Source organism: Pseudomonas serboccidentalis, assembly GCF_028830055.1.
Lineage (GTDB): Bacteria > Pseudomonadota > Gammaproteobacteria > Pseudomonadales > Pseudomonadaceae > Aquipseudomonas > Aquipseudomonas serboccidentalis.
In genome coordinates this window covers 1,026,010-1,047,389 of record NZ_CP101655.1, presented here as the reverse complement: position 1 = coordinate 1,047,389, position 21,380 = coordinate 1,026,010, and the positions used below count along the sequence as shown (strand labels likewise).

At 62.5% G+C, this 21,380-nt stretch carries 22 protein-coding genes; 17 read left to right on the top strand and 5 right to left on the bottom strand.

Features of this window, described 5'->3' with window-relative positions; translation table 11 throughout:
• Window positions 1–272 precede the first annotated feature (272 nt).
• The 10 genes from NN484_RS04795 to madM all read left to right on the top strand — a co-directional run bounded on the left by NN484_RS04795 (window position 273) and on the right by madM (window position 8,087).
• Window positions 273–638, top strand: a complete 366-nt coding sequence (locus NN484_RS04795; protein WP_274658666.1) for a DUF6124 family protein — start codon at window positions 273–275, stop codon at window positions 636–638.
• 201 nt (window positions 639–839) lie between these two features.
• Window positions 840–2,510 (top strand): malonate decarboxylase subunit alpha, encoded by a 1,671-nt coding sequence (mdcA, locus tag NN484_RS04790; protein WP_127647905.1) that lies wholly within the window; start codon window positions 840–842, stop codon window positions 2,508–2,510.
• Window positions 2,510–3,382 carry a triphosphoribosyl-dephospho-CoA synthase gene (locus NN484_RS04785; protein ID WP_274658665.1) on the top strand — a complete coding sequence of 291 codons (873 nt, stop codon included), beginning with the start codon at window positions 2,510–2,512 and terminating at the stop codon, window positions 3,380–3,382. The genes mdcA and NN484_RS04785 overlap by 1 nt, the downstream gene beginning before the upstream one ends.
• Window positions 3,382–3,681 carry a malonate decarboxylase subunit delta gene (locus NN484_RS04780; RefSeq protein ID WP_003229075.1) on the top strand — a complete coding sequence of 100 codons (300 nt, stop codon included), beginning with the start codon at window positions 3,382–3,384 and terminating at the stop codon, window positions 3,679–3,681. The genes NN484_RS04785 and NN484_RS04780 overlap by 1 nt, the downstream gene beginning before the upstream one ends.
• Entirely contained in the window at window positions 3,674–4,525 is an 852-nt protein-coding gene (locus tag NN484_RS04775; RefSeq protein ID WP_274658664.1) for a biotin-independent malonate decarboxylase subunit beta, read from the top strand. The genes NN484_RS04780 and NN484_RS04775 overlap by 8 nt, the downstream gene beginning before the upstream one ends.
• Window positions 4,522–5,307 (top strand): biotin-independent malonate decarboxylase subunit gamma, encoded by a 786-nt coding sequence (gene mdcE / locus NN484_RS04770; protein WP_274658663.1) that lies wholly within the window; start codon window positions 4,522–4,524, stop codon window positions 5,305–5,307. Before NN484_RS04775 ends, mdcE begins: the two co-directional genes overlap by 4 nt.
• Window positions 5,301–5,921 (top strand): malonate decarboxylase holo-ACP synthase, encoded by a 621-nt coding sequence (locus NN484_RS04765; RefSeq protein WP_274658662.1) that lies wholly within the window; start codon window positions 5,301–5,303, stop codon window positions 5,919–5,921. The genes mdcE and NN484_RS04765 overlap by 7 nt, the downstream gene beginning before the upstream one ends.
• Window positions 5,918–6,838, top strand: coding sequence for a malonate decarboxylase subunit epsilon (gene mdcH, locus NN484_RS04760; RefSeq protein ID WP_274658661.1), 921 nt, complete (start codon window positions 5,918–5,920; stop codon window positions 6,836–6,838). The genes NN484_RS04765 and mdcH overlap by 4 nt, the downstream gene beginning before the upstream one ends.
• Before the next feature lie 66 nt (window positions 6,839–6,904).
• Window positions 6,905–7,321 carry a malonate transporter subunit MadL gene (gene madL, locus NN484_RS04755; RefSeq protein ID WP_003229065.1) on the top strand — a complete coding sequence of 139 codons (417 nt, stop codon included), beginning with the start codon at window positions 6,905–6,907 and terminating at the stop codon, window positions 7,319–7,321.
• Window position 7,322: 1 nt separating this feature from the next.
• A complete protein-coding gene (gene madM / locus NN484_RS04750; RefSeq protein WP_127647899.1) occupies window positions 7,323–8,087 on the top strand; it encodes a malonate transporter subunit MadM in 765 nt (254 codons plus the stop codon).
• A 151-nt stretch (window positions 8,088–8,238) separates the two neighbouring features.
• Here the strand turns inward: madM and NN484_RS04745 are convergent, their stop codons facing one another.
• Window positions 8,239–9,153, bottom strand: coding sequence for a LysR family transcriptional regulator (locus NN484_RS04745; protein WP_127647898.1), 915 nt, complete (start codon window positions 9,151–9,153; stop codon window positions 8,239–8,241).
• Window positions 9,154–9,365: 212 nt separating this feature from the next.
• Between NN484_RS04745 and trhA the strand changes: the two genes are divergently transcribed.
• Complete coding sequence (gene trhA / locus NN484_RS04740) at window positions 9,366–9,983, top strand: PAQR family membrane homeostasis protein TrhA (RefSeq protein WP_127647897.1); 618 nt, start codon at window positions 9,366–9,368, stop codon at window positions 9,981–9,983.
• A gap of 29 nt (window positions 9,984–10,012) precedes the next feature.
• Here the strand turns inward: trhA and NN484_RS04735 are convergent, their stop codons facing one another.
• A complete protein-coding gene (locus tag NN484_RS04735; RefSeq protein WP_274658660.1) occupies window positions 10,013–10,924 on the bottom strand; it encodes a LysR family transcriptional regulator in 912 nt (303 codons plus the stop codon).
• Between the two features lie 109 nt (window positions 10,925–11,033).
• Between NN484_RS04735 and NN484_RS04730 the strand changes: the two genes are divergently transcribed.
• On the top strand, window positions 11,034–12,275 hold the full coding sequence (locus tag NN484_RS04730) for a D-amino acid dehydrogenase (protein WP_215500667.1): 1,242 nt from the start codon (window positions 11,034–11,036) through the stop codon (window positions 12,273–12,275).
• Between the two features lie 47 nt (window positions 12,276–12,322).
• Window positions 12,323–13,225: a transporter substrate-binding domain-containing protein gene (locus NN484_RS04725; protein WP_215500668.1), complete on the top strand. Its 903-nt coding sequence runs from the start codon at window positions 12,323–12,325 to the stop codon at window positions 13,223–13,225.
• Window positions 13,226–13,318: 93 nt separating this feature from the next.
• On the opposite strand, the gene NN484_RS04720 is transcribed toward NN484_RS04725, so the two are convergent.
• Together NN484_RS04720 and NN484_RS04715 are read right to left on the bottom strand one after the other, a co-directional pair.
• Window positions 13,319–14,038, bottom strand: coding sequence for a 16S rRNA (uracil(1498)-N(3))-methyltransferase (locus NN484_RS04720; protein WP_127647893.1), 720 nt, complete (start codon window positions 14,036–14,038; stop codon window positions 13,319–13,321).
• A gap of 217 nt (window positions 14,039–14,255) precedes the next feature.
• Complete coding sequence (locus tag NN484_RS04715; protein WP_215500669.1) at window positions 14,256–15,662, bottom strand: adenosylmethionine--8-amino-7-oxononanoate transaminase; 1,407 nt, start codon at window positions 15,660–15,662, stop codon at window positions 14,256–14,258.
• A 223-nt stretch (window positions 15,663–15,885) separates the two neighbouring features.
• Here NN484_RS04715 and NN484_RS04710 point away from each other — a divergent pair, with 223 nt between their 5' ends.
• The 4 genes from NN484_RS04710 to NN484_RS04695 are packed head-to-tail and all read left to right on the top strand — an operon-like array spanning window position 15,886 to window position 19,195.
• Entirely contained in the window at window positions 15,886–17,673 is a 1,788-nt protein-coding gene (locus NN484_RS04710) for a flavin monoamine oxidase family protein (RefSeq protein WP_274658659.1), read from the top strand.
• A 13-nt stretch (window positions 17,674–17,686) separates the two neighbouring features.
• Window positions 17,687–17,974 carry a hypothetical protein gene (locus tag NN484_RS04705; protein WP_274658658.1) on the top strand — a complete coding sequence of 96 codons (288 nt, stop codon included), beginning with the start codon at window positions 17,687–17,689 and terminating at the stop codon, window positions 17,972–17,974.
• 44 nt (window positions 17,975–18,018) lie between these two features.
• On the top strand, window positions 18,019–18,570 hold the full coding sequence (locus tag NN484_RS04700; RefSeq protein WP_215500671.1) for a cytochrome b: 552 nt from the start codon (window positions 18,019–18,021) through the stop codon (window positions 18,568–18,570).
• Between the two features lie 31 nt (window positions 18,571–18,601).
• Window positions 18,602–19,195, top strand: coding sequence for a YceI family protein (locus NN484_RS04695; RefSeq protein WP_047596554.1), 594 nt, complete (start codon window positions 18,602–18,604; stop codon window positions 19,193–19,195).
• A 225-nt stretch (window positions 19,196–19,420) separates the two neighbouring features.
• Here the strand turns inward: NN484_RS04695 and rhlE2 are convergent, their stop codons facing one another.
• Window positions 19,421–21,286: an RNA helicase RhlE2 gene (rhlE2, locus tag NN484_RS04690; RefSeq protein ID WP_274658657.1), complete on the bottom strand. Its 1,866-nt coding sequence runs from the start codon at window positions 21,284–21,286 to the stop codon at window positions 19,421–19,423.
• Window positions 21,287–21,380 lie beyond the last annotated feature (94 nt).

Genomic DNA, 21,380 nt, shown 5'->3' with positions numbered 1-21,380 from the left:
CATGCACCAGAATCCGCCGGCTTGTGCGCCCTCGGCAGGCTGCGTAACTTGATCCCGTCACTGATTCCCAGTGATCGGGTTTAGCAGCTCGTGGATAATCTAAGGGTGCACATACATCATCGTCGGGCTCAGTGCCTGCATTCGATGGCGGCTGTGCGCAGGGCGCTTCGGCGCGCCGGCTTCCTTAGGTTCCCCGGTCTGCTAACCTGCGTTCAGCTGCCACCCCTTCTTTTAGCAGAGAAGCGGTTCCAGCTTTATTTCGGAACCTGAAAATGATTAAACCGACACCAAGTCCGCCGCCAACAGATGCGGCCTCCCCCTACGAAGCCCCCGACTCCAAGAAATTCCACGAAGCCGCCGAACGCGCCCTCGACCACTACCTCGGCCCGCCGTCACCCGACCTCATGGCCGCGCCCTACACCCCCAACACGCTCTACATGGTTAACCCCGAAGCCGACAGCGAATCCCTGCTGGCCGACGCCAGTGAATCACTCGGCTCGGCCACGGTCATGCTCAACAACCATGCGGCGCTGGTACAAGGCACGCACCGTAAGACCCTGCAAGGCATTGCTCAGGTGGTGATGGTGGCGGAGATGGCGGTCAACCGGGTGTTGGACAAGTTGGTGCCCACGGACTGAAGAATTGCGGTGAGGCCTCTGACGCCATCGCGAGCAGGCTCACTCCTACATTTGGAATGCGTTCCCTTGTAGGAGTGAGCCTGCTCGCGATAGCTATCTAAACCGTTACGCTCAGCGTAATGATTCACCGCCGCGCTTGATTGATGCGCCTCACCCACACGCCTACCTTGGCTCCACGACAGCGAACCCCGTGGAGTGAGCATGACAACAACAATTTCCCCCGACTCGCGCTGGACGCGGCGGCGTGACGAGAAGCAGCGGCGCCTCGACAAGGTGCGCGGGCTGGCCGACGGTGTGGTGTTGCCCACCGACAAGATCGTCGCCGCGCTCGAAGCGCTGATCCATCCCGGCGACCGCGTGGTGTTGGAGGGCAACAACCAGAAGCAGGCGGATTTCCTTTCCCGTTCGCTGGCCAAGGCTGACCCGGCCAAGCTCCACGACCTGCACATGATCATGCCCAGTGTCGGCCGCTCCGAGCATCTGGACCTGTTCGAGCGCGGCATCGCCCGCAAGCTCGATTTCTCTTTCGCCGGCACCCAGAGCCTGCGCATCAGCCAGTTGCTCGAAGACGGCCTGCTGGAAGTCGGCGCGATCCACACCTACATCGAACTCTACGCACGGCTGGTGGTGGATCTGATCCCCAACGTCGTGCTCTCGGCCGGTTTCATGGCTGACCGCGCCGGCAATATCTACACCGGTCCGAGCACCGAAGACACTCCCGCGCTGATCGAACCGGCGGCGTTCAGCGACGGCATCGTCATCGTCCAGGTCAATCAGTTGGTCGACGACGTCAGCGAACTGCCCCGCGTGGACATTCCCGCCTCGTGGGTCGATTTTGTCGTAGTGGCCGACAAGCCGTTCTACATCGAACCGCTGTTCACCCGCGACCCACGGCACATCAAGCCTGTGCACGTGTTGATGGCGATGATGGCGATCCGTGGCATCTACGAAAAACACAATGTGCAGTCGCTCAACCACGGCATCGGTTTCAACACCGCCGCCATCGAGCTGATCCTGCCGACCTACGGCGAGTCCCTCGGCCTCAAAGGCAAGATTTGCCGCAACTGGACGCTCAACCCGCACCCAACATTGATCCCGGCGATCGAGAGCGGTTGGGTTGAAAGCGTGCATTGCTTCGGCACCGAACTGGGCATGGAAAACTACATCGCCGCACGCCCCGACGTGTTCTTTACCGGGCGCGACGGCTCGCTGCGTTCCAACCGGATGTTCTGCCAACTGGCGGGGCAGTACGCGGTGGATCTGTTTATCGGCGCGACGTTGCAGGTCGATGGCGATGGCCATTCCTCCACCGTAACCCGTGGTCGCCTCGCCGGGTTCGGCGGTGCGCCGAACATGGGCCACGACCCGCGTGGCCGGCGTCACGGCACCCCGGCGTGGCTCGACATGCGTCACGACGACTCGCAGCAACCGATGCTCGAACGCGGCAAGAAACTCGTGGTGCAAATGGTCGAGACCTTCCAGGAGGGCGGCAAACCGACCTTTGTCGAAACCCTCGACGCGGTGGAAGTGGCGAAGAAAAGCGGCATGCCGCTGGCGCCAATCATGATCTACGGCGACGACGTCACTCATCTGCTCACCGAAGAGGGCATCGCCTACCTGTACAAGGCGCGCTCGCTGGAAGAACGTCAGGCGATGATCGCTGCCGTCGCGGGTGTCACCGCCATCGGCCTGCGCCACAACCCGAAAGACACCGAACGCATGCGCCGCGAAGGCCTGATCGCCTTGCCCGAAGACCTCGGCATCCGCCGCACCGACGCCACCCGCGAACTGCTGGCGGCGAAAAGCGTGGCTGATCTGGTCGAGTGGTCCGGCGGCCTGTACAACCCGCCCGCCAAGTTCAGGAGCTGGTAATGCACGCACTCAACCTGCAAGCGAAACCCCTCAGCCTGAGCGAACGCCTGGCCGATCTGGCGGTGGATGCGCTGATCGACGAAGCCGATCTGTCGCCGAAACCGGCGCTGGTCGACCGGCGTGGCAATGGCGCGCACACCGATTTGCACCTGGGCCTGATGCACGCGTCGGCGTTGTCGTTGTGGCCGGCGTTCAAGGAAATGGCTGAAGCGGCGGTTGAAATCGGAGAGGCCGGTTTACCACTGCGCGAAGCCATTGGCCGCATCGGCCGTGAAGGCGAGCAAGCGATGCTCTCGACCACCAACGGCGTGAACACCCATCGCGGGGCGATCTGGGCCTTGGGGCTTTTGATCACCGCCGCGGCACTGGAACCGCAATCCAGCGGCTCCAGCGCCGTCTCTGTGCGTGCTGCGCGTCTGGCATTGCTCGACGACCGCTACGCACCGCGCCCACTCAGCCATGGCGCCCAGGTCGCTTTGCGTTACGGCGCACGCGGTGCTCGCGAACAAGCGCAACTCGGCTTCCCGTCCGTGCTGCAACGCGGTTTGCCGCAGCTCAAACGCAGCCGAGCCAACAGCCACGGCGAACAGAACGCCCGACTCGACGCCTTGCTGGCGATCATGACTGACCTCGCTGATACCTGCGTGCTCTACCGCGCCGGTGAACAGGGTCTGCACGCCATGCAAAGCGGCGCGCAAGCCGTGCTCGACGCCGGTGGCAGCGCCAGCCTCGGCGGGCGTCGGCGCCTGCACGAACTGGATCAACAACTCATCGCATTGAATGCCTCGCCCGGTGGCGCCGCCGACTTGTTCGCCGCCACGCTGCTGCTCGATCGCATCGAGCGCGACGGCATCCTTCAGGGAGCGTTTTGATGGAAACCCTATCGTTTGAATTCCCCGCCGGGCAGCCGCCACGCGGTCGCGCACTGGTCGGTTGTGTCGGTTCGGGTGATCTGGAAGTGCTGATCGAACCGGGGCTGGCCGGCAAGCTGACGATCAATGTGCAGACCTCGGTCAACGGTGCGCAGCAGCGCTGGCAGCATCTGTTTGCGCGGATGTTCGACGGCACCACGCCGCCGGCGATGGCGATCGATATCCACGACTTCGGCGCGACGCCGGGGGTAGTGCGTTTACGTCTGGAACAGGGTTTCGAGGAGATCGGCCATGACTGACAGCGCAGCGCTGCTCAACAAACACAGCTTCGTCGAACTCGGTGCGCGGCAACGGGCGAAAGCCTTGCTCGATGCCGGGTCCTTTCGTGAACTGCTCGACCCGTTTCAGCGCGTCATGTCGCCGTGGCTCGAACGCCAGGGTGTGGTGCCGCAAGCCGATGACGGCGTGGTGATCGCCAAGGGCAGCCTCGACGGTGTGCCGGTGGTGATCGCGGCGATTGAAGGCGCGTTCCAGGGCGGCAGCCTCGGCGAAGTCGGCGGGGCGAAGATTGCCGGCGCGCTGGAACTGGCCGCTGAAGACAACCGCAAGGGCATCCCGACCCGCGCCGTGTTGCTGCTGGAAACCGGTGGCGTGCGCTTGCAGGAAGCCAACCTCGGGCTGGCGGCGATTGCCGATATTCATGCGGCGATTGTCGATTTGCAGCAGTACCAACCGGTGGTCGGTGTGGTGGCGGGCAGCGTTGGCTGTTTCGGCGGCATGTCGATTGCCGCTGCGCTGTGCAGCTATTTGCTGGTGACCCAGGAAGCGCGCCTCGGCTTGAACGGCCCGCAGGTGATCGAGCAAGAAGCCGGGATCGAAGAATACGACTCACGAGATCGGCCCTTCATCTGGAGCCTGACCGGTGGCGAGCAACGTTTCGCCAGTGGTCTGGTGGATCGTTATGTCGCCGATGATGTGGCGCAGATTCGTCAACAGGTGGGCGAGTTGCTGCAACAGGGTTTGCCAGCACAGCCGCGCAGTCAGCGTGCCGCATGGTTCCTGCAACGTCTGGCGAGCCTGAACACTGACAAGCAAATCGAGCCTTCGGTGGTTCGCGATCTGTATCAAGGAGAGCGCTCATGAGCGGTTATTCCGTGCGCGGTTTGAACTGGTTCAACGCCTTGAGCGCGGGTGCGCAAGCGGTCGAAGGGCTGCCACCGTCGCTGCAGGTGGCCGATGGCGAGCTCGGGCGGTTTATCGCTGTGGTGGCTGACCCGGACAACCGTTTTCCACGCGCTCGCAACGGCGAAGTCGGGCTGCTCGAAGGTTGGGGTCTGGCCAAGGCTGTGGATGACGCGATCAGCGCTGACCGCGACAAAGCACAGAAGCGCCCGATCATCGCCATCGTCGATGTACCGAGCCAGGCTTATGGCCGCCGCGAAGAAGCGCTCGGCATTCATCAGGCTTTGGCCGGTGCGGCGGACAGCTATGCCCGCGCCCGGCTGGCGGGGCATCCGGTGATTGCGCTGCTGGTGGGTAAGGCGATGTCCGGGGCGTTTCTCGCTCACGGTTACCAGGCCAATCGCTTGATCGCTCTGCGCGACCCCGGCGTGATGGTGCATGCGATGGGTAAGGCTTCGGCGGCGCGGGTGACCTTGCGCAGCGTTGAAGAGCTGGAAGCACTGGCCGCCAGCGTGCCGCCGATGGCTTATGACATCGACAGTTATGCGAGTCTCGGGCTGCTATGGGAAACCTTGTCGGTGCAGCAGATCGAGCAGCCAACAGCGGAGGATCTGGCGCGGGTCAGCGAATGCCTGAAGCAAGCCATCGGCGATATCACCGCGACTGACTTGAGCAATCGTCTCGGCGCGAAAAATCGCGAAGCGTCCAGCCGCGTGCGCGAACTGCTGAGGGCGCAGTGGTGAACATGCCACTGGCCCACGACCTGCTGTGGGGCATGACGCCTGCGCAGCTGCCGGCGGATGCGCCGCAGTGGGCGGTTGAGTCGCTGGCGGCCGGGCAGCCGGTGGTGATGCGGCGGGCGGTGAGCGCTGAAGGTTTGGTGGCGGTGGGCGTGCGCGGTGTGTTGCGTGAGCAGCGGCTGGCGGTGTTTATGCCGGTCGATTCGATTGCCTGTCGGGTCAGTCCAGAGGCGCTGTGTCATGTCGATTGCGAGCGTGATTTACCGGTGATGCAGGCACTTAAACAACTGCGACCTGGGCTCGATGATTGCGGTTGGATCTGGGGCGTCAGCGGCAGTGTCGGATTTGAATTGGCCAGTGGCTTTGAAGCGATGCACGGGGCCAGCGATCTCGACCTGATTCTGCGTACACCGCAACGGATCACCCGTCATCAGGCACGCAAACTGGTCGCACTGTTCGATCAGGCCGTGTGCCGGGTCGACATGCAATTGCAGACGCCATTCGGTGCCGTCGCATTGCGCGAATGGGCCAGCGGGTCTGCACGCGTGCTGCTGAAAAACCAGCATCAGGCCTGTCTGGTGGCTGATCCGTGGACCCCACAGGAGCAGGCAGCGTGAGCAGCCTGTTGGTGTTCCCCGGCCAGGGCGCGCAGCAAGCGGGCATGCTTCAGCGTTTGCCACGGGAAACGTTGATCGAGGCCAGCGATGTGCTCGGTGAAGATGTGTCGCTGCTCGATTCGTCCGAAGCGTTGCGCACCACCCGAGCCGTTCAGCTGTGCCTGTTGATCGCCGGGGTCGCAGCCTCACGACAATTGCTGCAGGACGGTCTGATGGCGGATTACGTCGCCGGCCTGTCCATCGGTGCCTACCCGGCCGCGGTGGTCGCCGGGGCCTTGAACTTCAGCGATGCGCTGCATCTGGTCAGCCTGCGCGGCGAGTTGATGCAGCAGGCTTATCCACAGGGCTTTGGCATGACCGCAATCATCGGTCTGCAATTATCCACCGTCGAAACGCTGCTGGCGCAGGTGCACAGCGCGGAGTCGCCGGTTTATCTGGCCAACATCAACGCCGATAACCAGGTGGTGATTGCCGGCAGCGACAAGGCCATGCAAGCGGTGGCCGAACTGGCGCGCAGTCGGGGCGCCGGTCTGGCGAAACGCCTGGCGGTGAGTGTGCCGTCGCACTGTCCGCTGCTGGAGGCGCCCGCGCAAACCCTCGCCGAGGTCTTCGCCAAGGTTGAATTGAAGACTCCGAAAATCGCTTACCTGAGCGGCAGTCGCGCGCGTCCGGTGATCAAGCCTGAGGCCCTGCGCGACGACCTCGCCTTCAACATGTGCCGCGTGGTGGACTGGCGTGGCACCGTGCAAAGCGCTTATGAGCGCGGCGTACGGTTACAGATCGAACTGCCGCCCGGTGCGGTGCTGACCGGGCTGGCGCGCCGGGTGTTCGAATCAGGCACTGTCACTGCCTTCGACAGTGCGCGGCTCGACACTCTGCAGGCGCTGTTGCGAGAGGAGGGTGGCCGCCGACCATAAACCGCCGCGACTCAGGCTTCGAACAACAAAAACAACATTCGACGATGCACTTTGAGGACTACAACAATGATTATTTACGGTGTGGCGCTGTTGGCGATCTGTACGCTGGCAGGGGTGATCATGGGTGACATGCTCGGTGTGTTACTGGGCGTCAAATCCAACGTCGGCGGGGTCGGCATCGCCATGATCCTGTTGATCTGCGCGCGGTTGTGGATGCAGAAACGCGGTGGCATGACCAAGGATTGCGAGATGGGCGTCGGCTTCTGGGGCGCGATGTACATTCCGGTGGTGGTGGCGATGGCCGCGCAACAGAACGTCGTCACCGCCCTGCACGGCGGCCCGGTGGCGGTACTGGCGGCAATTGGCTCCGTAGTGGTGTGTGGCTGCACGATTGCCTTGATCAGCCGAACCCACAAGGGCGAACCGTTACCCGATGAACCGGTGGAAGTCACTCCTGTCGGCACGCCAGTAGGAGGTCGCTGACATGTGGGCACTCATTGAAAACGGTCTGGAACATAACGGTCTGGTCACGGCCTTCGCTTTCGTCGGTGTGATCATGTGGGTCTCGGTGATTCTCTCCAAACGCCTGACGTTCGGGCGCATTCACGGCTCGGCGATTGCCATCGTCATCGGCCTGGTGCTGGCCTGGGTCGGCGGTACCATGACCGGCGGACAGAAGGGCCTGGCGGACCTGTCGTTGTTCTCCGGTATCGGCCTGATGGGTGGGGCGATGCTGCGTGATTTCGCGATCGTCGCCACCGCGTTCGAAGTGCAGGCGACCGAAGCGAAGAAGGCCGGTTTGATCGGCGTAATCGCGCTGCTGCTGGGCACGATCCTGCCGTTCATTGTCGGCGCGAGCATGGCCTGGGCCTTCGGCTATCGCGATGCAGTGAGCATGACCACCATTGGCGCGGGCGCGGTGACTTACATCGTCGGCCCGGTGACCGGTGCGGCGATTGGCGCGACCTCGGATGTAATGGCGCTGTCGATTGCCACCGGGTTGATCAAGGCGATTCTGGTGATGGTCGGCACGCCGGTCGCAGCACGCTGGATGGGCCTGGATAACCCGCGTTCGGCGATGGTGTTTGGTGGTCTGGCCGGGACGGTGAGTGGGGTGACCGCCGGGCTGGCGGCGACGGATCGGCGGTTGGTGCCTTATGGGGCGTTGACGGCGACGTTCCACACCGGGCTTGGGTGCCTGCTTGGGCCTTCGTTGCTGTTCTTCATTGTTCGCGGGATTGTTGGCTGATCGCTGAGTGCTTTTGTGGCGAGGGAGCTTGCTCCCGCTGGACTGCGCAGCATCCCCAACCTCTACCACCGAGGTGTATCAGATAGACCCGGTGGCCTGATTTGCGGGCGCTGCGCACCCGAGCGGGAGCAAGCTCCCTCGCCACACGGTTTCAGGCTTGGCGATTGGCATACATCCGACACTCCGCCAGCAACGCCAACAAGTTCGGATCGCGCTCCTTGGCCTTCAAGAACACCACGCCAATGTGCTGCTGCAAGCGGTACTTCTCCTGCAACGGAATCAGCTTCACCCGATTCTCGTACACCGCCGCAATCCGCCCCGGCAGCAACGCATAACCCACCCCGGAGCTGACCATGCTCAGCAGGGTGAAGATGTCGTTGACCTGCATCGCCACCTTCGGCTCGAATCCTGCCTGCTTGAACACCCGGTTGCCGTCCTGATGGGTGGCGAAGCCCTGGGTCAGGGTGATGAACGTTTCATCGCGGACCTCGGCCAGATCGACTTCCTGGCGCTGGGCGAATCTTGAATCCGCCGGCGTGGCGAGGAAAATGTCGTCGGAGAACAGTGGAATCTGCTCGCAGTCCGGGTCGCTGACGCTGTCGTCCAGCGACACCAGGATCGCGTCGACTTCCATGTTCTTCAGCTTGTAGAGCAGGTCGATGTTGGAGCCAAGGATCAGGTCGATGTTGAGCTCGCTGCGACGAATCTTCAGGCCCATGATCAGCTGCGGCACGGTCTTCACGGTCAGCGAATACAGCGAGCCGAGCTTGAAGCGTTCAGCCGAGAACCCGGCGGCTTCGCGGGTCAGGCGTACGCTTTCGACCACGTCCTGAATCAGCTTCTGCGCCCGCTCTTCGAGCACATAGGCGCTTTCCAGCGGCGTCAGGTTGCGGCCTTCGTGCTTGAACAACGGGCAGCGCAGGGCGCTTTCCAGCGAATGGATCGCCCGGTGCACGCTGACATTGCTGGTCTGCAGCTCGGCAGCAGCGCGCGCCAGATTGCCGGTACGCATGAAGGCGAGGAACACCTCGAGTTTTTTCAGGGTCAATTCTTCGTCGATCAGCATGGCGCGGACTCTTTTTGGTATCGACCGATTGTGCACGGTGTGCACCGCTCTTTGTAGGAGCTGCCGAAGGCTGCGATCTTTTGATCTTGAAAAGCAAAGATCGCAGCCTTCGGCAGCTCCTACAGGGATCGTGTTGAATGGAAACATTGCGCTTTTACGCTCAAGGCCCGAGCCTTGCGCGCTGCAGTAACGAATCTTGAGGTGAGCGACACATGTATCACGGGGAAAGACTCAACGCCTGGACACATCTGGTCGGGGCAGTGGCAGCGTTTATCGGTGGTGTGTGGATGCTGGTGATTGCCAGCATGGACGGCAGTCCGTGGAAGATTGTCAGCGTGGCGATCTACGCGTTTACCTTGCTGGTGCTCTACAGCGCCTCGACCGTGTACCACAGCGTGCGCGGGCGCAAGAAGGCGATCATGAAGAAGGTCGATCACTTTTCGATCTACCTGCTGATCGCCGGCAGTTACACGCCGTTTTGCCTGGTGACGCTGCGGGGGCCGTGGGGCTGGACGTTGTTCGGGATTGTCTGGGGGCTGGCGCTGATCGGCATTTTGCAGGAGATCAAACCACGCTCGGAGGCGCGGATTCTGTCGATCGTGATCTACGCGGTGATGGGCTGGATTGTGCTGGTGGCGGTCAAACCGTTGATTGCGGCACTGGGCACGACCGGGTTTGCCTGGTTGGCCTCGGGCGGTGTGTTGTACACGGTGGGGATTATCTTTTTTGCGCTGGACCACCGGTTGCGGCATGCGCATGGGATCTGGCATTTGTTCGTGATCGCCGGGAGCCTGCTGCACTTTGTGGCGATTCTGTTTTATGTCCTGTAGCTACACCGCTATCGCGAGCAGGCGAAGGCCTACAAAGGGACGAGGGCATTGAGTTGTTCCTGAGCGCGCAGGCTGAAGATCTGCAGCAAGTCATTCAAGGTATGCGGCGGTGGCTCAGTGGCGCGGGTCACGGCGTAAAGCGTGATCGGCAGCGGCGGGGCGAGGGGGCGGATCGTGGTGGTGGCCGATGAGGCACCCAACGCCGTGAACGGGTCGATCACCGCGACGCCGGCGCCGGACTCGACCATCGCCCGCGCCAGCGAATAGGTCTGCACGGCAATCCGCACCCGGGGTGGCGGTTCGACCGCTTCCAGGTAACTGTCCAGCCTTGCCGCCAATGGATCGGCACTGGACAAACCAATCAGCGGCGCACCCGCAAGCGCCATCAGGGGCAGCGGTTTGCCGACGTCTGCCAGCGGCCAGAAATCCTTCGGCGCCAACGCCACCAGCACACCCGCCGCCAACGGCTGCGCTTGCAGCCCCGGGTGATCCGGCAGTTGCAGGGTCAGGGCCACGTCCACTTCGCGCATCAGCAGGTTCTGCATCAACTCGCGGCTGTGGGCGCTGGACAGCTCGCAGGCGCTGTCCGGATAGCGCCTGGTCCACTCATGAATCGCCGGCGGCAGCAACGACAAGGCCAGCGCCGGGGTCGCGCCGATGCGCAGGCTGTGCCCCGGCTCGCGGCGCAGGCTCTGGGCCAGACGTCGCACCCCTTGCAGGCTCTCCGTGACTTTATCGACTTCGCGCTCCAGCTCCAGTGCTTCCGGGGTGGCCTGCAACTTGCCGCGCACCCGTAAAAACAACGGAAAGCCCAGTTGCTGCTCGGCGTGCTGCAAGACCTTGGTCACCGCCGGTTGCGAGACGTGCAGCAACTGCGCGGCCGCGCTGATCGAACCGGTCTGGCGGATGGCCTGGAAAATCTCGATGTGACGCAAGCGCATGATGAGTCCATAACCTTTGTTTATGGGGGGAACATCTTTATTCATTGTTCGGCGCCTGTCACCTGGCCCTAACCTCGGCCTCGTCTTCACAACGGTTTCAGGGACAGACATGGCTCAGCGTGTATGCATCATCGGTGGTGGGGTGATCGGTCTGGCAACGGCGTATGCGCTGGTGCGCGACGGCTTTGAGGTGACGGTGATCGAGGCGCGGGATTCGCTCGGCGTCGAAACCAGTTTCGCCAACGGCGGCCAGTTGTCCTATCGCTATGTCGCGCCGCTGGCCGATGCCGGGGTGCCGTTGCAGGCGCTGGGCTGGATGCTGCGCGGCGACTCACCGCTCAAGCTGCGCCCGCGTCTGGATCCGGCGCAGTGGCGCTGGATGGCCGCGTTCCTCGCCGCCTGCCGCACCTCGGTCAACCGCGAGAACGCGGCGCATCTGTTGCGTTTGGCACTGCTCAGCCAGCGCACGTTGAAGCACTGGCGCGAGGACGATGGCCTGAGCGGATTCCACTGGCGGCGCAACGGCAAACTGGTGACCTTCCGCAGCGCCGGCAGTTTTGCACATGCGCGCAAGGGTCTGGCCGACCCGCAGCAACAGCAGGTCTTGTCCGCCGCTGAGTGCGCGCAGCTGGAACCCGCACTGGCCGACGCCGCGTTTGTCGGGGCGATCTACACGCCGGACGAAGAAGTGGGCGACTGCCACGGGTTTTGCCAGCAACTGGCCGCGCGTTTGCGCGCCTCCGGGCGCTGCGAGTTTCGCCTTGGTCAGGCAGTGAGCGGGATTCGCCACAGCAACGGCGCAGTCAGCGCTGTCGAACTGGGCAGCGACGTGCTGCCGGTCGAACAACTGGTGATCGCCGCCGGTCATCGCAGCCCTTTGCTGGCGTTGCCCGGCCTGCATTTGCCGCTGTATCCGCTCAAGGGCTACAGCCTGACGGTGCCGATCGGTGCTGAACATCGGGCGCCGGACGTGAGCATCACCGACTATGACCGCAAGATCGTCTACGCGCGCATCGGCGAGCAATTGCGGGTAGCGGCGATGGTCGACATTGTTGGTTTCGATCCGGCGGTCGATCCCCAGCGGCTGGCGTTGATCAAGCGTCAGGCCCGTGACACTTTCCCCGATGCCGGCAACTATGACGCCGCCGTGGAGTGGGCCGGCATGCGCCCGGCGACGCCCACCGGCGTGCCGCTGTTGGGCGCCACGGCGTATCGCAATCTGTGGCTCAACCTCGGCCATGGCGCACTGGGTTTTACCCTGGCCTGTGGCAGCGGGCAGTTGCTCAGCGAACTGATCGGCCAGCAACGCACTTCCATCGACCTGCACGGCTTCAACCCCCGTGCAGCGTGATTGATGCTTCACCGCTCAAACAACAATGCCCACAACGGAGAATAACAATGCAAAAAATCACGTTGCTTGCCTGTACTTTGGGGCTGCTGATCGGCAGTCAGGCTCAGGCCAGTGAGGCGCCGCTGACCGGCACTCTCGGAAAAATCGCCAGCGCCAGCAGCATCACGCTGGGCTATCGCGATGCCTCGGTACCGTTCTCCTACGTGGGCGATCACACGGGGCAGCCGATGGGCTACTCAGTAGATCTGGCGGGCAAGATTGTCGAGCGGATCAAGCAGCAACTGGCGCTGCCGGAGCTGAAGGTGAAGTACAACCTCGTCACCTCGCAGACACGTATTCCGTTGGTGCAGAACGGCACCGTGGACCTGGAGTGCGGCTCCACCGGTGTCACCGCCGAACGGCAGAAGCAGGTGGCGTTCTCCTACGGCTTCATCTACGTCAAAGGCCAGTTGCTGACGGCCAAGGACAGCGGGATCAACAGCTTCGAAGACCTGCGCGGGAAAAACGTGGTGACCACCGCCGGCACCACTAACGAGCGCTACCTCAAGAGCTACAACCACGATCACAAGCTCGATATGTCCGTGATCAGCGCCAAGGATCATGGCGAGGCATTCCAGATGCTGGAGTCGGGGCGTGCAGCGGCGTTCTACATGGACGATGCGCTGCTGTACGGCGAACGGGCCAAGGCGCGCGATCCGCATCACTGGGTGGTGGTCGGGAAGGAGCAGTCGCGGGAGATTTACAGCTGCATGGTGCGCAAGGACGATCCGCAGTTCCTCGCGCTGGTCAACGGGGCGTTGGCTGATCTGTATCGCTCGGGGGAGATCAATGGGATTTACAAGCGCTGGTTTGAGCAGCCGATCCCGCCGAAGGGCTTGAACCTGGAGTTTCCGATGACCAGCGAGCTGAAGGCGATTATTGCCAAGCCCGTGAGTGATCCGGTGGAGTGACCGTTACACCGAGGTGAAGCGATCGCGAGCAGGCTCACTCCTACAGGGGAACGCATTCCAATGTGTAGGAGTGAGCCTGCTCGCGATAGGGGCTTAGAAGTCGCCCCAAAGTTGCTGAGCCACCGCCAACGCCACGACCGGAGCGGTCTCGGTACGCAACACCCGCGGCCCAAGCCGAGCCGCGTGGAAACCATTGCCCTTGGCCTGCTCGACCTCAGCATCCGATAACCCACCCTCCGGCCCGATCAGGAACGCCAGGGTCGCCGGTTTGGCATGACTCACCAGCGGCTCCGCCACTGGATGCAGCACCAGTTTCAGCTCGGCCTGCGTCTGCTTCAGCCAGTCAGCCAGCAGCACCGGCGGATGAATCACCGGCACCCGCGAACGACCGCACTGCTCACAGGCGCTGATCGCCACCTGACGCCAGTGCAGCAGGCGTTTGTCGGCGCGTTCGTCCTTGAGGCGGACTTCGCAGCGCTCGCTGAAGATCGGGGTGATTTCGGTCACGCCCAGCTCGGTGGCTTTCTGGATCGCCCAGTCCATGCGCTCGCCCCGGGACAGGCCCTGGCCGAGGTGGATCTGCAACGGCGATTCGACCTGGCCGGCCAGTTGCTCGTCGATCTGCACCACCACGCGTTTCTTGCCCACTTCCACCAGGGAGCCACGGAACTCATGGCCGGAGCCGTCGAACAACTGCACCGCATCGCCCTCGGCCATGCGCAGCACGCGGCTGATGTAATGCGCCTGGGCTTCCGGCAGTTCGTGTTCACCGGTGCTCAGGGGGGCGTCGATAAAGAAGCGGGACAGTCTCATTTCGGGTCTCTAAAAAATGGGTGCATGCAGTGCTGTGGCTAGGCTTTTTGTGGCGAGGGGGCTTGCCCCCGTTCGGCTGCGAAGCAGTCGCAAATTCGCTGAACTGGCTTTGACAGATGTTTTTCGATTCGGGTTTTTGGGGGCCGCTGCGCGCCCCAACGGGGGCAAGCCCCCTCGCCACACAAGCCCCTCGCCACAATAGTTCTATGGTGACCTGTCAGCCCGGATCACGGAACCCCGGGTGGAAATCCTTCGGCACCGCCACGCTGACGCTGTCACGGGTGGCGATGTCGATGCCTTCGCTGGCGACTTCGGCGAGGAAGTCGATCTGCTCCGGAGTGATCACGTACGGCGGCAGGAAATACACCACGCTGCCCAGCGGCCGCAGCAAGGCGCCGCGCTCCAGCGCATGCTGGAACACCTTCAGGCCGCGTCGCTCCTGCCAAGGGTAGGCCTCTTTCGTGGCTTTATCCTTGACCATCTCGATTGCCAGCACCATGCCGGTCTGGCGCACCTCGGACACGTTCGGGTGATCGACCAGGTGCGCGGTGGCCGAGGCCATGCGCTGGGCCAGGGCCTTGTTGTTCTCGATCACGTTGTCCTGTTCGAAGATATCCAGCGTCGCCAGCGCCGCTGCACAGGCCAGCGGGTTGCCGGTGTAGCTGTGCGAATGGAGGAAGGCGCGCAGGGTCGGGTAGTCGTCGTAGAACGCGCTGTAGACCTCGTCGGTGGTCAGGCACGCCGCCAGCGGCAGGTAGCCGCCGGTCAGGGCCTTGGACAGGCAGAGGAAGTCCGGGCGGATGCCGGCCTGCTCGCAGGCAAACATGGTCCCGGTGCGACCGAAGCCGACGGCGATTTCGTCGTGGATCAGGTGCACGCCGTAGCGGTCGCAGGCCTCGCGCAGCAGTTTGAGGTACACCGGGTGATACATGCGCATGCCGCCGGCGCCCTGAATCAGCGGTTCGACGATCACTGCCGCGACGCTGTCATGGTTCTCGGCCAAGGTCTGTTCCATGGCCGCGAACATGTTGCGCGAATGTTCCTCCCAGCTCATGCCTTCGGGGCGCAAGTAGCAATCCGGGCTTGGCACCTTGATGGTGTCCATCAGCAGGGCTTTATAGGTTTCGGTGAACAGCGGCACGTCGCCGACCGCCATCGCCGCCATGGTTTCGCCGTGGTAGCTGTTGGTCAGGGTGACGAAGCGCTTCTTGTTCGGTTGACCGCGATTGAGCCAGTAGTGAAAGCTCATTTTCAGCGCGACTTCGATGCAGGACGAACCGTTATCGGCGTAGAACACCCGGTTCAGGCCTTCCGGGGTCATCTTCACCAGACGCTCGGACAGCTCGATCACCGGTTGATGGCTGAAACCGGCGAGGATCACGTGTTCCAGCTGATCGACCTGATCCTTGATGCGCTGGTTGATGCGCGGGTTGGCATGGCCGAACACGTTGACCCACCAGGAGCTGACCGCGTCGAGGTAGCGCTTGCCTTCGAAGTCTTCGAGCCAGACGCCTTCACCGCGTTTGATCGGGATCAGCGGCAGCTGTTCGTGGTCTTTCATCTGGGTGCAGGGATGCCACAGCACCGCGAGGTCGCGTTGCATCCACTGGTTATTCAGGCCCATTTACAGTCTCCTCGAGGCGGCTCGCGTCAGGCGCGGGCAAACAATCGCGCAAGCCTATGAGATGCATCGCGCCGGGACAACCCATTGTGTCGATTGAGCTACTTTGTATAGGCCGATAGACGTCGCTGGCGGCGTTTTGATGGCTGACGTATTCTTCGCGGTTCTTTGGGTCGTCTGACCCGCAAAACTGCTTTTTCCTACGTGTATTTCCGGAGTTCGCTGAATGTCTGTCGGTTGGCTGCGCGCCTGTGCGCTGGTGATGTTGGGGCTGTTCAGCGTTACGGCGCTGGCCAAGGATAAAACCGCAATCGTGATCGGCGGCGGCCTGTCGGGCCTGACTGCCGCTTATGAACTGCAAAACAAAGGCTGGCAGGTCACCCTGCTGGAAGCCAAGCCGAGCCTGGGTGGGCGCTCGGGCATGGCCACCAGCGAGTGGATCGGCAACGACAAGACGCAGCCAGTGCTGAACAAGTATGTCTCGACCTTCAAGCTGGGCACCACGCCAGCCCCTGAATTCGTGCGTACACCGGGTTATCTGATCGACGGCGAGTATTTTTCCGCTGCCGATCTGGCGACCAGGCAGCCAGCCACCGCCGACGCCTTGAAGCGCTACCAGAAAACCCTCGACGATCTGGCGCGCTCGATCGACGACCCGCAGAACCCGGCGGCGACCAGCACCCTGCACGCACTGGATCAGATCAACGTGTCGAGCTGGCTCGACAAGCAGAACCTGCCCGCCACGGCGCGTCAGTTGATCAACCAGGACATCCGCACCCACTACGACGAGCCGTCGCGTCTGTCGCTGCTGTATTTCGCCCAGCAGAACCGCGTGTATCGCGGCGTCTCCGACCGTGACCTGCGCGCCTCGCGTCTGGTCGGCGGCAGCCAGGTGCTGGCCCAGGCCTTCGTCAAGCAGATCAAGACGATCAAGACCAACTCGCCGGTTTCCGCGATCATTCAGGACAAGGACGGCGTGACCGTCAAGGTCGGCAGTGTTGGCTACCAGGCGGACTACGTGGTGCTGGCCGTGCCACTGCGCGCGCTGAACAAGATTGCCCTGACTCCGGCACTGGATGCTCAGCACCTGGCAGCGATCAAGGGCACCAACTACGGCTGGCGCGACCAGATCATGCTCAAGTTCAAGACGCCCGTGTGGGAAAGCAAGGCGCGCATGTCCGGCGAGATCTACAGCAACGCCGGCCTCGGCATGCTCTGGATCGAACCGGCACTGAAGGGCGGCGCCAACGTGGTGATCAACCTGTCCGGCGATAACGCTCGCGTGATGCAGGCGTTTGGCGACAAGCAGATGGTCGACCAGGTGCTGATCCGTCTGCACGCGTTTTATCCACAGGCCCGTGGCTCGTTCACCGGTTATGAAATCCGTCGTTACAGCACCGACCCGTCGATGGGCGGCGCCTACCTGGCTTACGGCCCGGGCCAGATCAGCAAGTTCTGGCGCCTGTGGGAGCGCCCGCTGCAACGCGTAACGTTTGCCGGCGAACACACCGACACCCTGTACCCGGGCACTCTGGAAGGCGCGCTGCGCACCGGTCAGCGTGCGGCCAGTCAGGTTGAAGACCTGGCAGCCGGCAAGTCGTTTGAACCGGTCAAAGTGGTTCCGGCCGCAGCAGCGGCAGGCGCGGCGGGTGCCGCGGCAGCGAAGAAGGGCAATTTCTTCACCAACCTGTTCGGCGGCTCGGATGACGAGAAGAAGCCAGAGCCTGTGAAGGCACCTGAGCCAGCTCCAGCTCCGGCGGCCCCAGCGCCTGCTCCGGCTCCAGCCCCTGCGCCAGCCCCGGTGGAAGCGCCGAAGCCAGCCGCTCCGGTGAAAGCCGAGCCGGCGAAGAAAGCGGCGGCCAAGCCTGCGGCGAAGAAGCCCGCTGCGAAAGCCGAAACGAAAAAAACTGCGGCCAAACCAGCGGCGAAAAAGGCTGAACCGGCGAAGAAGCCAGCGGCTAAACCGGCGGCCGCTCCGGCTCCGGCAGCAAGCACCGACAGCAAAGCGCAGTAAGGCTTTGCGGTGAATGAAAAAGCGCGGCTTGCAGGCCGCGCTTTTTTTTGCCTGCCAAACCGCCTTCGCGAGCAAGCTCGTTCCCACATTATTCGACAATGGTCCCTCAGCTGGAATGCAATCCCCTGTGGGAGCGAGCCTGCTCGCGAAGAGGCCGGTTCAGGCAGCACAAAATCTGGATCTGTACCCAGTATCCTGCCCCGCACTTTCCCCCTTTAATCTTTCCTTAACCACCATGCTCAAGACTCTTGATCGTATTTCTCGATATTTCAAAGCAAATTTTTCCGCTTTAATTCGATAGATAACTCGCTAGTCTTGGTTCGCAGTTCTCACAGGATTTGGGCAATGCAGCTACGTAACTCTTCTTCACGCTATGGTTGGGTCAGCATCTTCATGCACTGGGGCGTGGCGCTGGCGGTCTTCGGGCTGTTCGCGCTGGGTCTGTGGATGGTGGGGCTGGATTACTACAGCAGCTGGCGCAAAGACGCGCCGGATCTGCACAAGAGCATCGGTCTGGTGTTGTTGGGTGTGATGGTGTTGCGGGTGCTCTGGCGCTTTATCAGCCCACCGCCGCCAACACTGCAAAGCTACAGCCGGATGACCCGCATCGGCGCCAAATTCGGCCACGGGTTTCTGTATCTCGGGCTCTTCTCTGTGATGATTGCCGGTTACCTGATTTCCACCGCAGACGGTGTCGGGATCCCGGTGTTTGGCCTGTTTGAAGTTCCTGCACTGGTCTCCGGGCTACCGGATCAGGCAGATACCGCTGGGGTGATTCATCTCTGGCTGGCGTGGGCGCTGGTAATTTTTTCCGGTCTCCATGCGTTGGCAGCATTGAAGCACCACTTTATTGATCGTGATGCGACCCTGACGCGAATGCTCGGTCGCAAAGCCTGAAATTCAACCTCGACTCAAAGGAAAAGAAAGCATGTTGAAAAAGACTCTGGCCGCTCTGGCAATCGGTTCGGCCGTACTGTCCGCGAACGTGATGGCTGCTGATTACACCGTCGACAAGGAAGGCCAGCACGCTTTCGTCGACTTCAAGATCAGCCACCTGGGCTACAGCTACATCACCGGTACCTTCAAGGACATCGACGGCAAGTTCAGCTTTGACGCTGCCAAGCCTGAAGACAGCAAAATCGAATTCAACGTGAAAACCGCCAGCGTGTTCACCAACCACGCCGAGCGCGACAAGCACATCTCCAGCAAGGACTTCCTGGACGTGGGCAAATACGCTGACGCCAAGTTCGTCTCCACCAGCGTCAAATCCACTGGCAAGAACGCTGCTGGCAAAGACACGGCTGACGTGACCGGCGACCTGACCCTGCACGGCGTAACCAAGCCGATCGTGGTCAAGGCTGTGTTCCTGGGTGAAGGCAAGGATCCATGGGGCGGCTACCGTGCCGGCTTCGAAGGCACCACCAGCATCAAGCGCTCTGATTTCGGCAAGATGATGGACCTGGGTCCACAGTCCGACAACGTCGACCTGTACATCTCGTTCGAAGGTGTGAAAGCGAAATAATTTTCGCCGCCATGCAAAACGCCCCCGGTCGCAAGGCCGGGGGCGTTTTTTATTGTCTGCTATACACACATCCCCTGTAGGAGCTGCCGCAGGCTGCGATCTTTTGCTGTTGTTTTTTGCAGATCAAGATCAAAAGATCGCAGCCTGCGGCAGCTCCTACAGGGGGCTTCCATAAAAAATGCCCCGGCTCTTTCGAGTCGGGGCATTTTTCATTGCAGCGATAACTCAGCGATTGCGGGTCAGCAAGGCTGGTTTTTCGCCGCGCGGACGGGTCGGCAGTTGATCGAGCTGCTCAGGTGTCGGAAAGCGGTCGGCCTTGGACTCCTTGTGCATGATCTTCGGCCCGGTGCTGCGCGGGTTCTGCACGGCCGGTTCGGCGCGTTGCTGATCGTCGCGAGCCGGGCGGCGGTTGCGCGAGGACTCGTCACGACGGCCCTGGCCGTCACGCGGGGCACCATTACGTGGACCGTTGCGCTTGGCCGGTGGAGTGCCGGTGCTCGAACCGTTGCTGTTGCGCGGACCGTTCTGGCGACCCTGCGGTTGACCTCCACGGGGTGCGCCCGAACCGACGCCTTGACCTGGCGCGCCTGGACGGCGACCACGGCCACCGGCCGGAGCGGCTTCCGGCACGTAGTCGACGCGGTTACCGAAGTTATCGATATCGTCGTCGAGGAACTCGTCCGGTGCACGATCCGCCGCGGCACGTGGCGGCTGGCTCGGACGCTGTTCGCGGGCCGGCGTGCCTTCACGTGGTTTCTGCTGACGGGCAGGGCGCTCGCCGCGTTCACCGGCGGGTTTTTCCTTGCCCTTGTCCTTGCCTTTGTCCTTGCGACCGCCGCCACCGCCGCCGCCATTCGGACCATCACCACGCGGGCCACGGGAATTGCGCGGGTTGCGCATGTCCGGACGCTCACGCACTTCAGGCTTCTCGGCCTCGATGGTGCTGGCATCGAAGCCCATCAGATCGCCGTCGGCGATTTTCTGCTTGGTCATGCGTTCGATGCTTTTCAGCAGTTTTTCTTCGTCCGGAGCCACCAGCGAGATGGCCTCGCCCGAACGACCGGCGCGGCCAGTACGGCCGATACGGTGCACGTAGTCTTCATCGACGTTCGGCAGTTCGAAGTTGACCACGTGTGGCAACTGGTCGATGTCCAGGCCGCGAGCGGCGATGTCGGTGGCCACCAGGATGCGCACTTCACCGGCCTTGAAATCGGCCAGGGCTTTGGTGCGGGCGTTCTGGCTCTTGTTGCCGTGGATCGCGACGGCTGGCAGGCCGTGTTTGTCCAGGTACTCGGCCAGACGGTTGGCGCCGTGCTTGGTGCGGGTGAACACCAGCACCTGTTCCCAGGCGCCGGCGGTGATCAGGTGCGCCAGCAGGGCACGCTTGTGGCTGGCCGGCAGACGGAAGACGCGTTGTTCGATGCGCTCGACTGTGGTGTTCGGCGGCGTGACTTCGATGCGTTCCGGGTTGTGCAGCAGCTTGCCGGCGAGATCGGTGATGTCTTTGGAGAAAGTCGCCGAGAACAGCAGGTTCTGACGCTTGGCCGGCAGACGTGCGAGGACTTTCTTCACGTCGTGCACAAAACCCATGTCGAGCATGCGGTCGGCTTCGTCGAGCACGAGGATTTCGACGTGGGACAGATCGACGCTGCCCTGGCCGGCGAGGTCGAGCAGGCGACCCGGGCAGGCGACGAGTACGTCAACACCACGGGACATGGCCTGGACTTGAGGGTTCATGCCGACGCCGCCGAAGATGCAGGCGCTGACGAATTTCAGGTCACGGGCGTAGATCTTGAAGCTCTCGTGAACCTGGGCCGCGAGTTCGCGGGTCGGGGTCAGGACCAGTACGCGCGGTTGGCGCGGGCCATGACGCTGGGATTTGTCCGGGTGACCGTTGGGGAACAACCGCTCCAGGATCGGAAGGGCGAAACCGCCGGTTTTACCGGTACCTGTCTGTGCCGCAACCATCAGGTCGCGACCTTGCAACACGGCGGGAATGGCCCGCTGTTGCACCGGAGTAGGCTCGGTATAGCCCGCATCTTCGATGGCGCGGACTAAAGCCTCGGAGAGACCGAGGGAAGCAAAGGACATGAGTAATCCTGTTTTAGTTAGGGCTTGGCCCAATGGGAGTCTTGCCTGGCGCGAATCGCGTTTAAGAGGACGCGATCCCGTCCGGTCCTGCTGC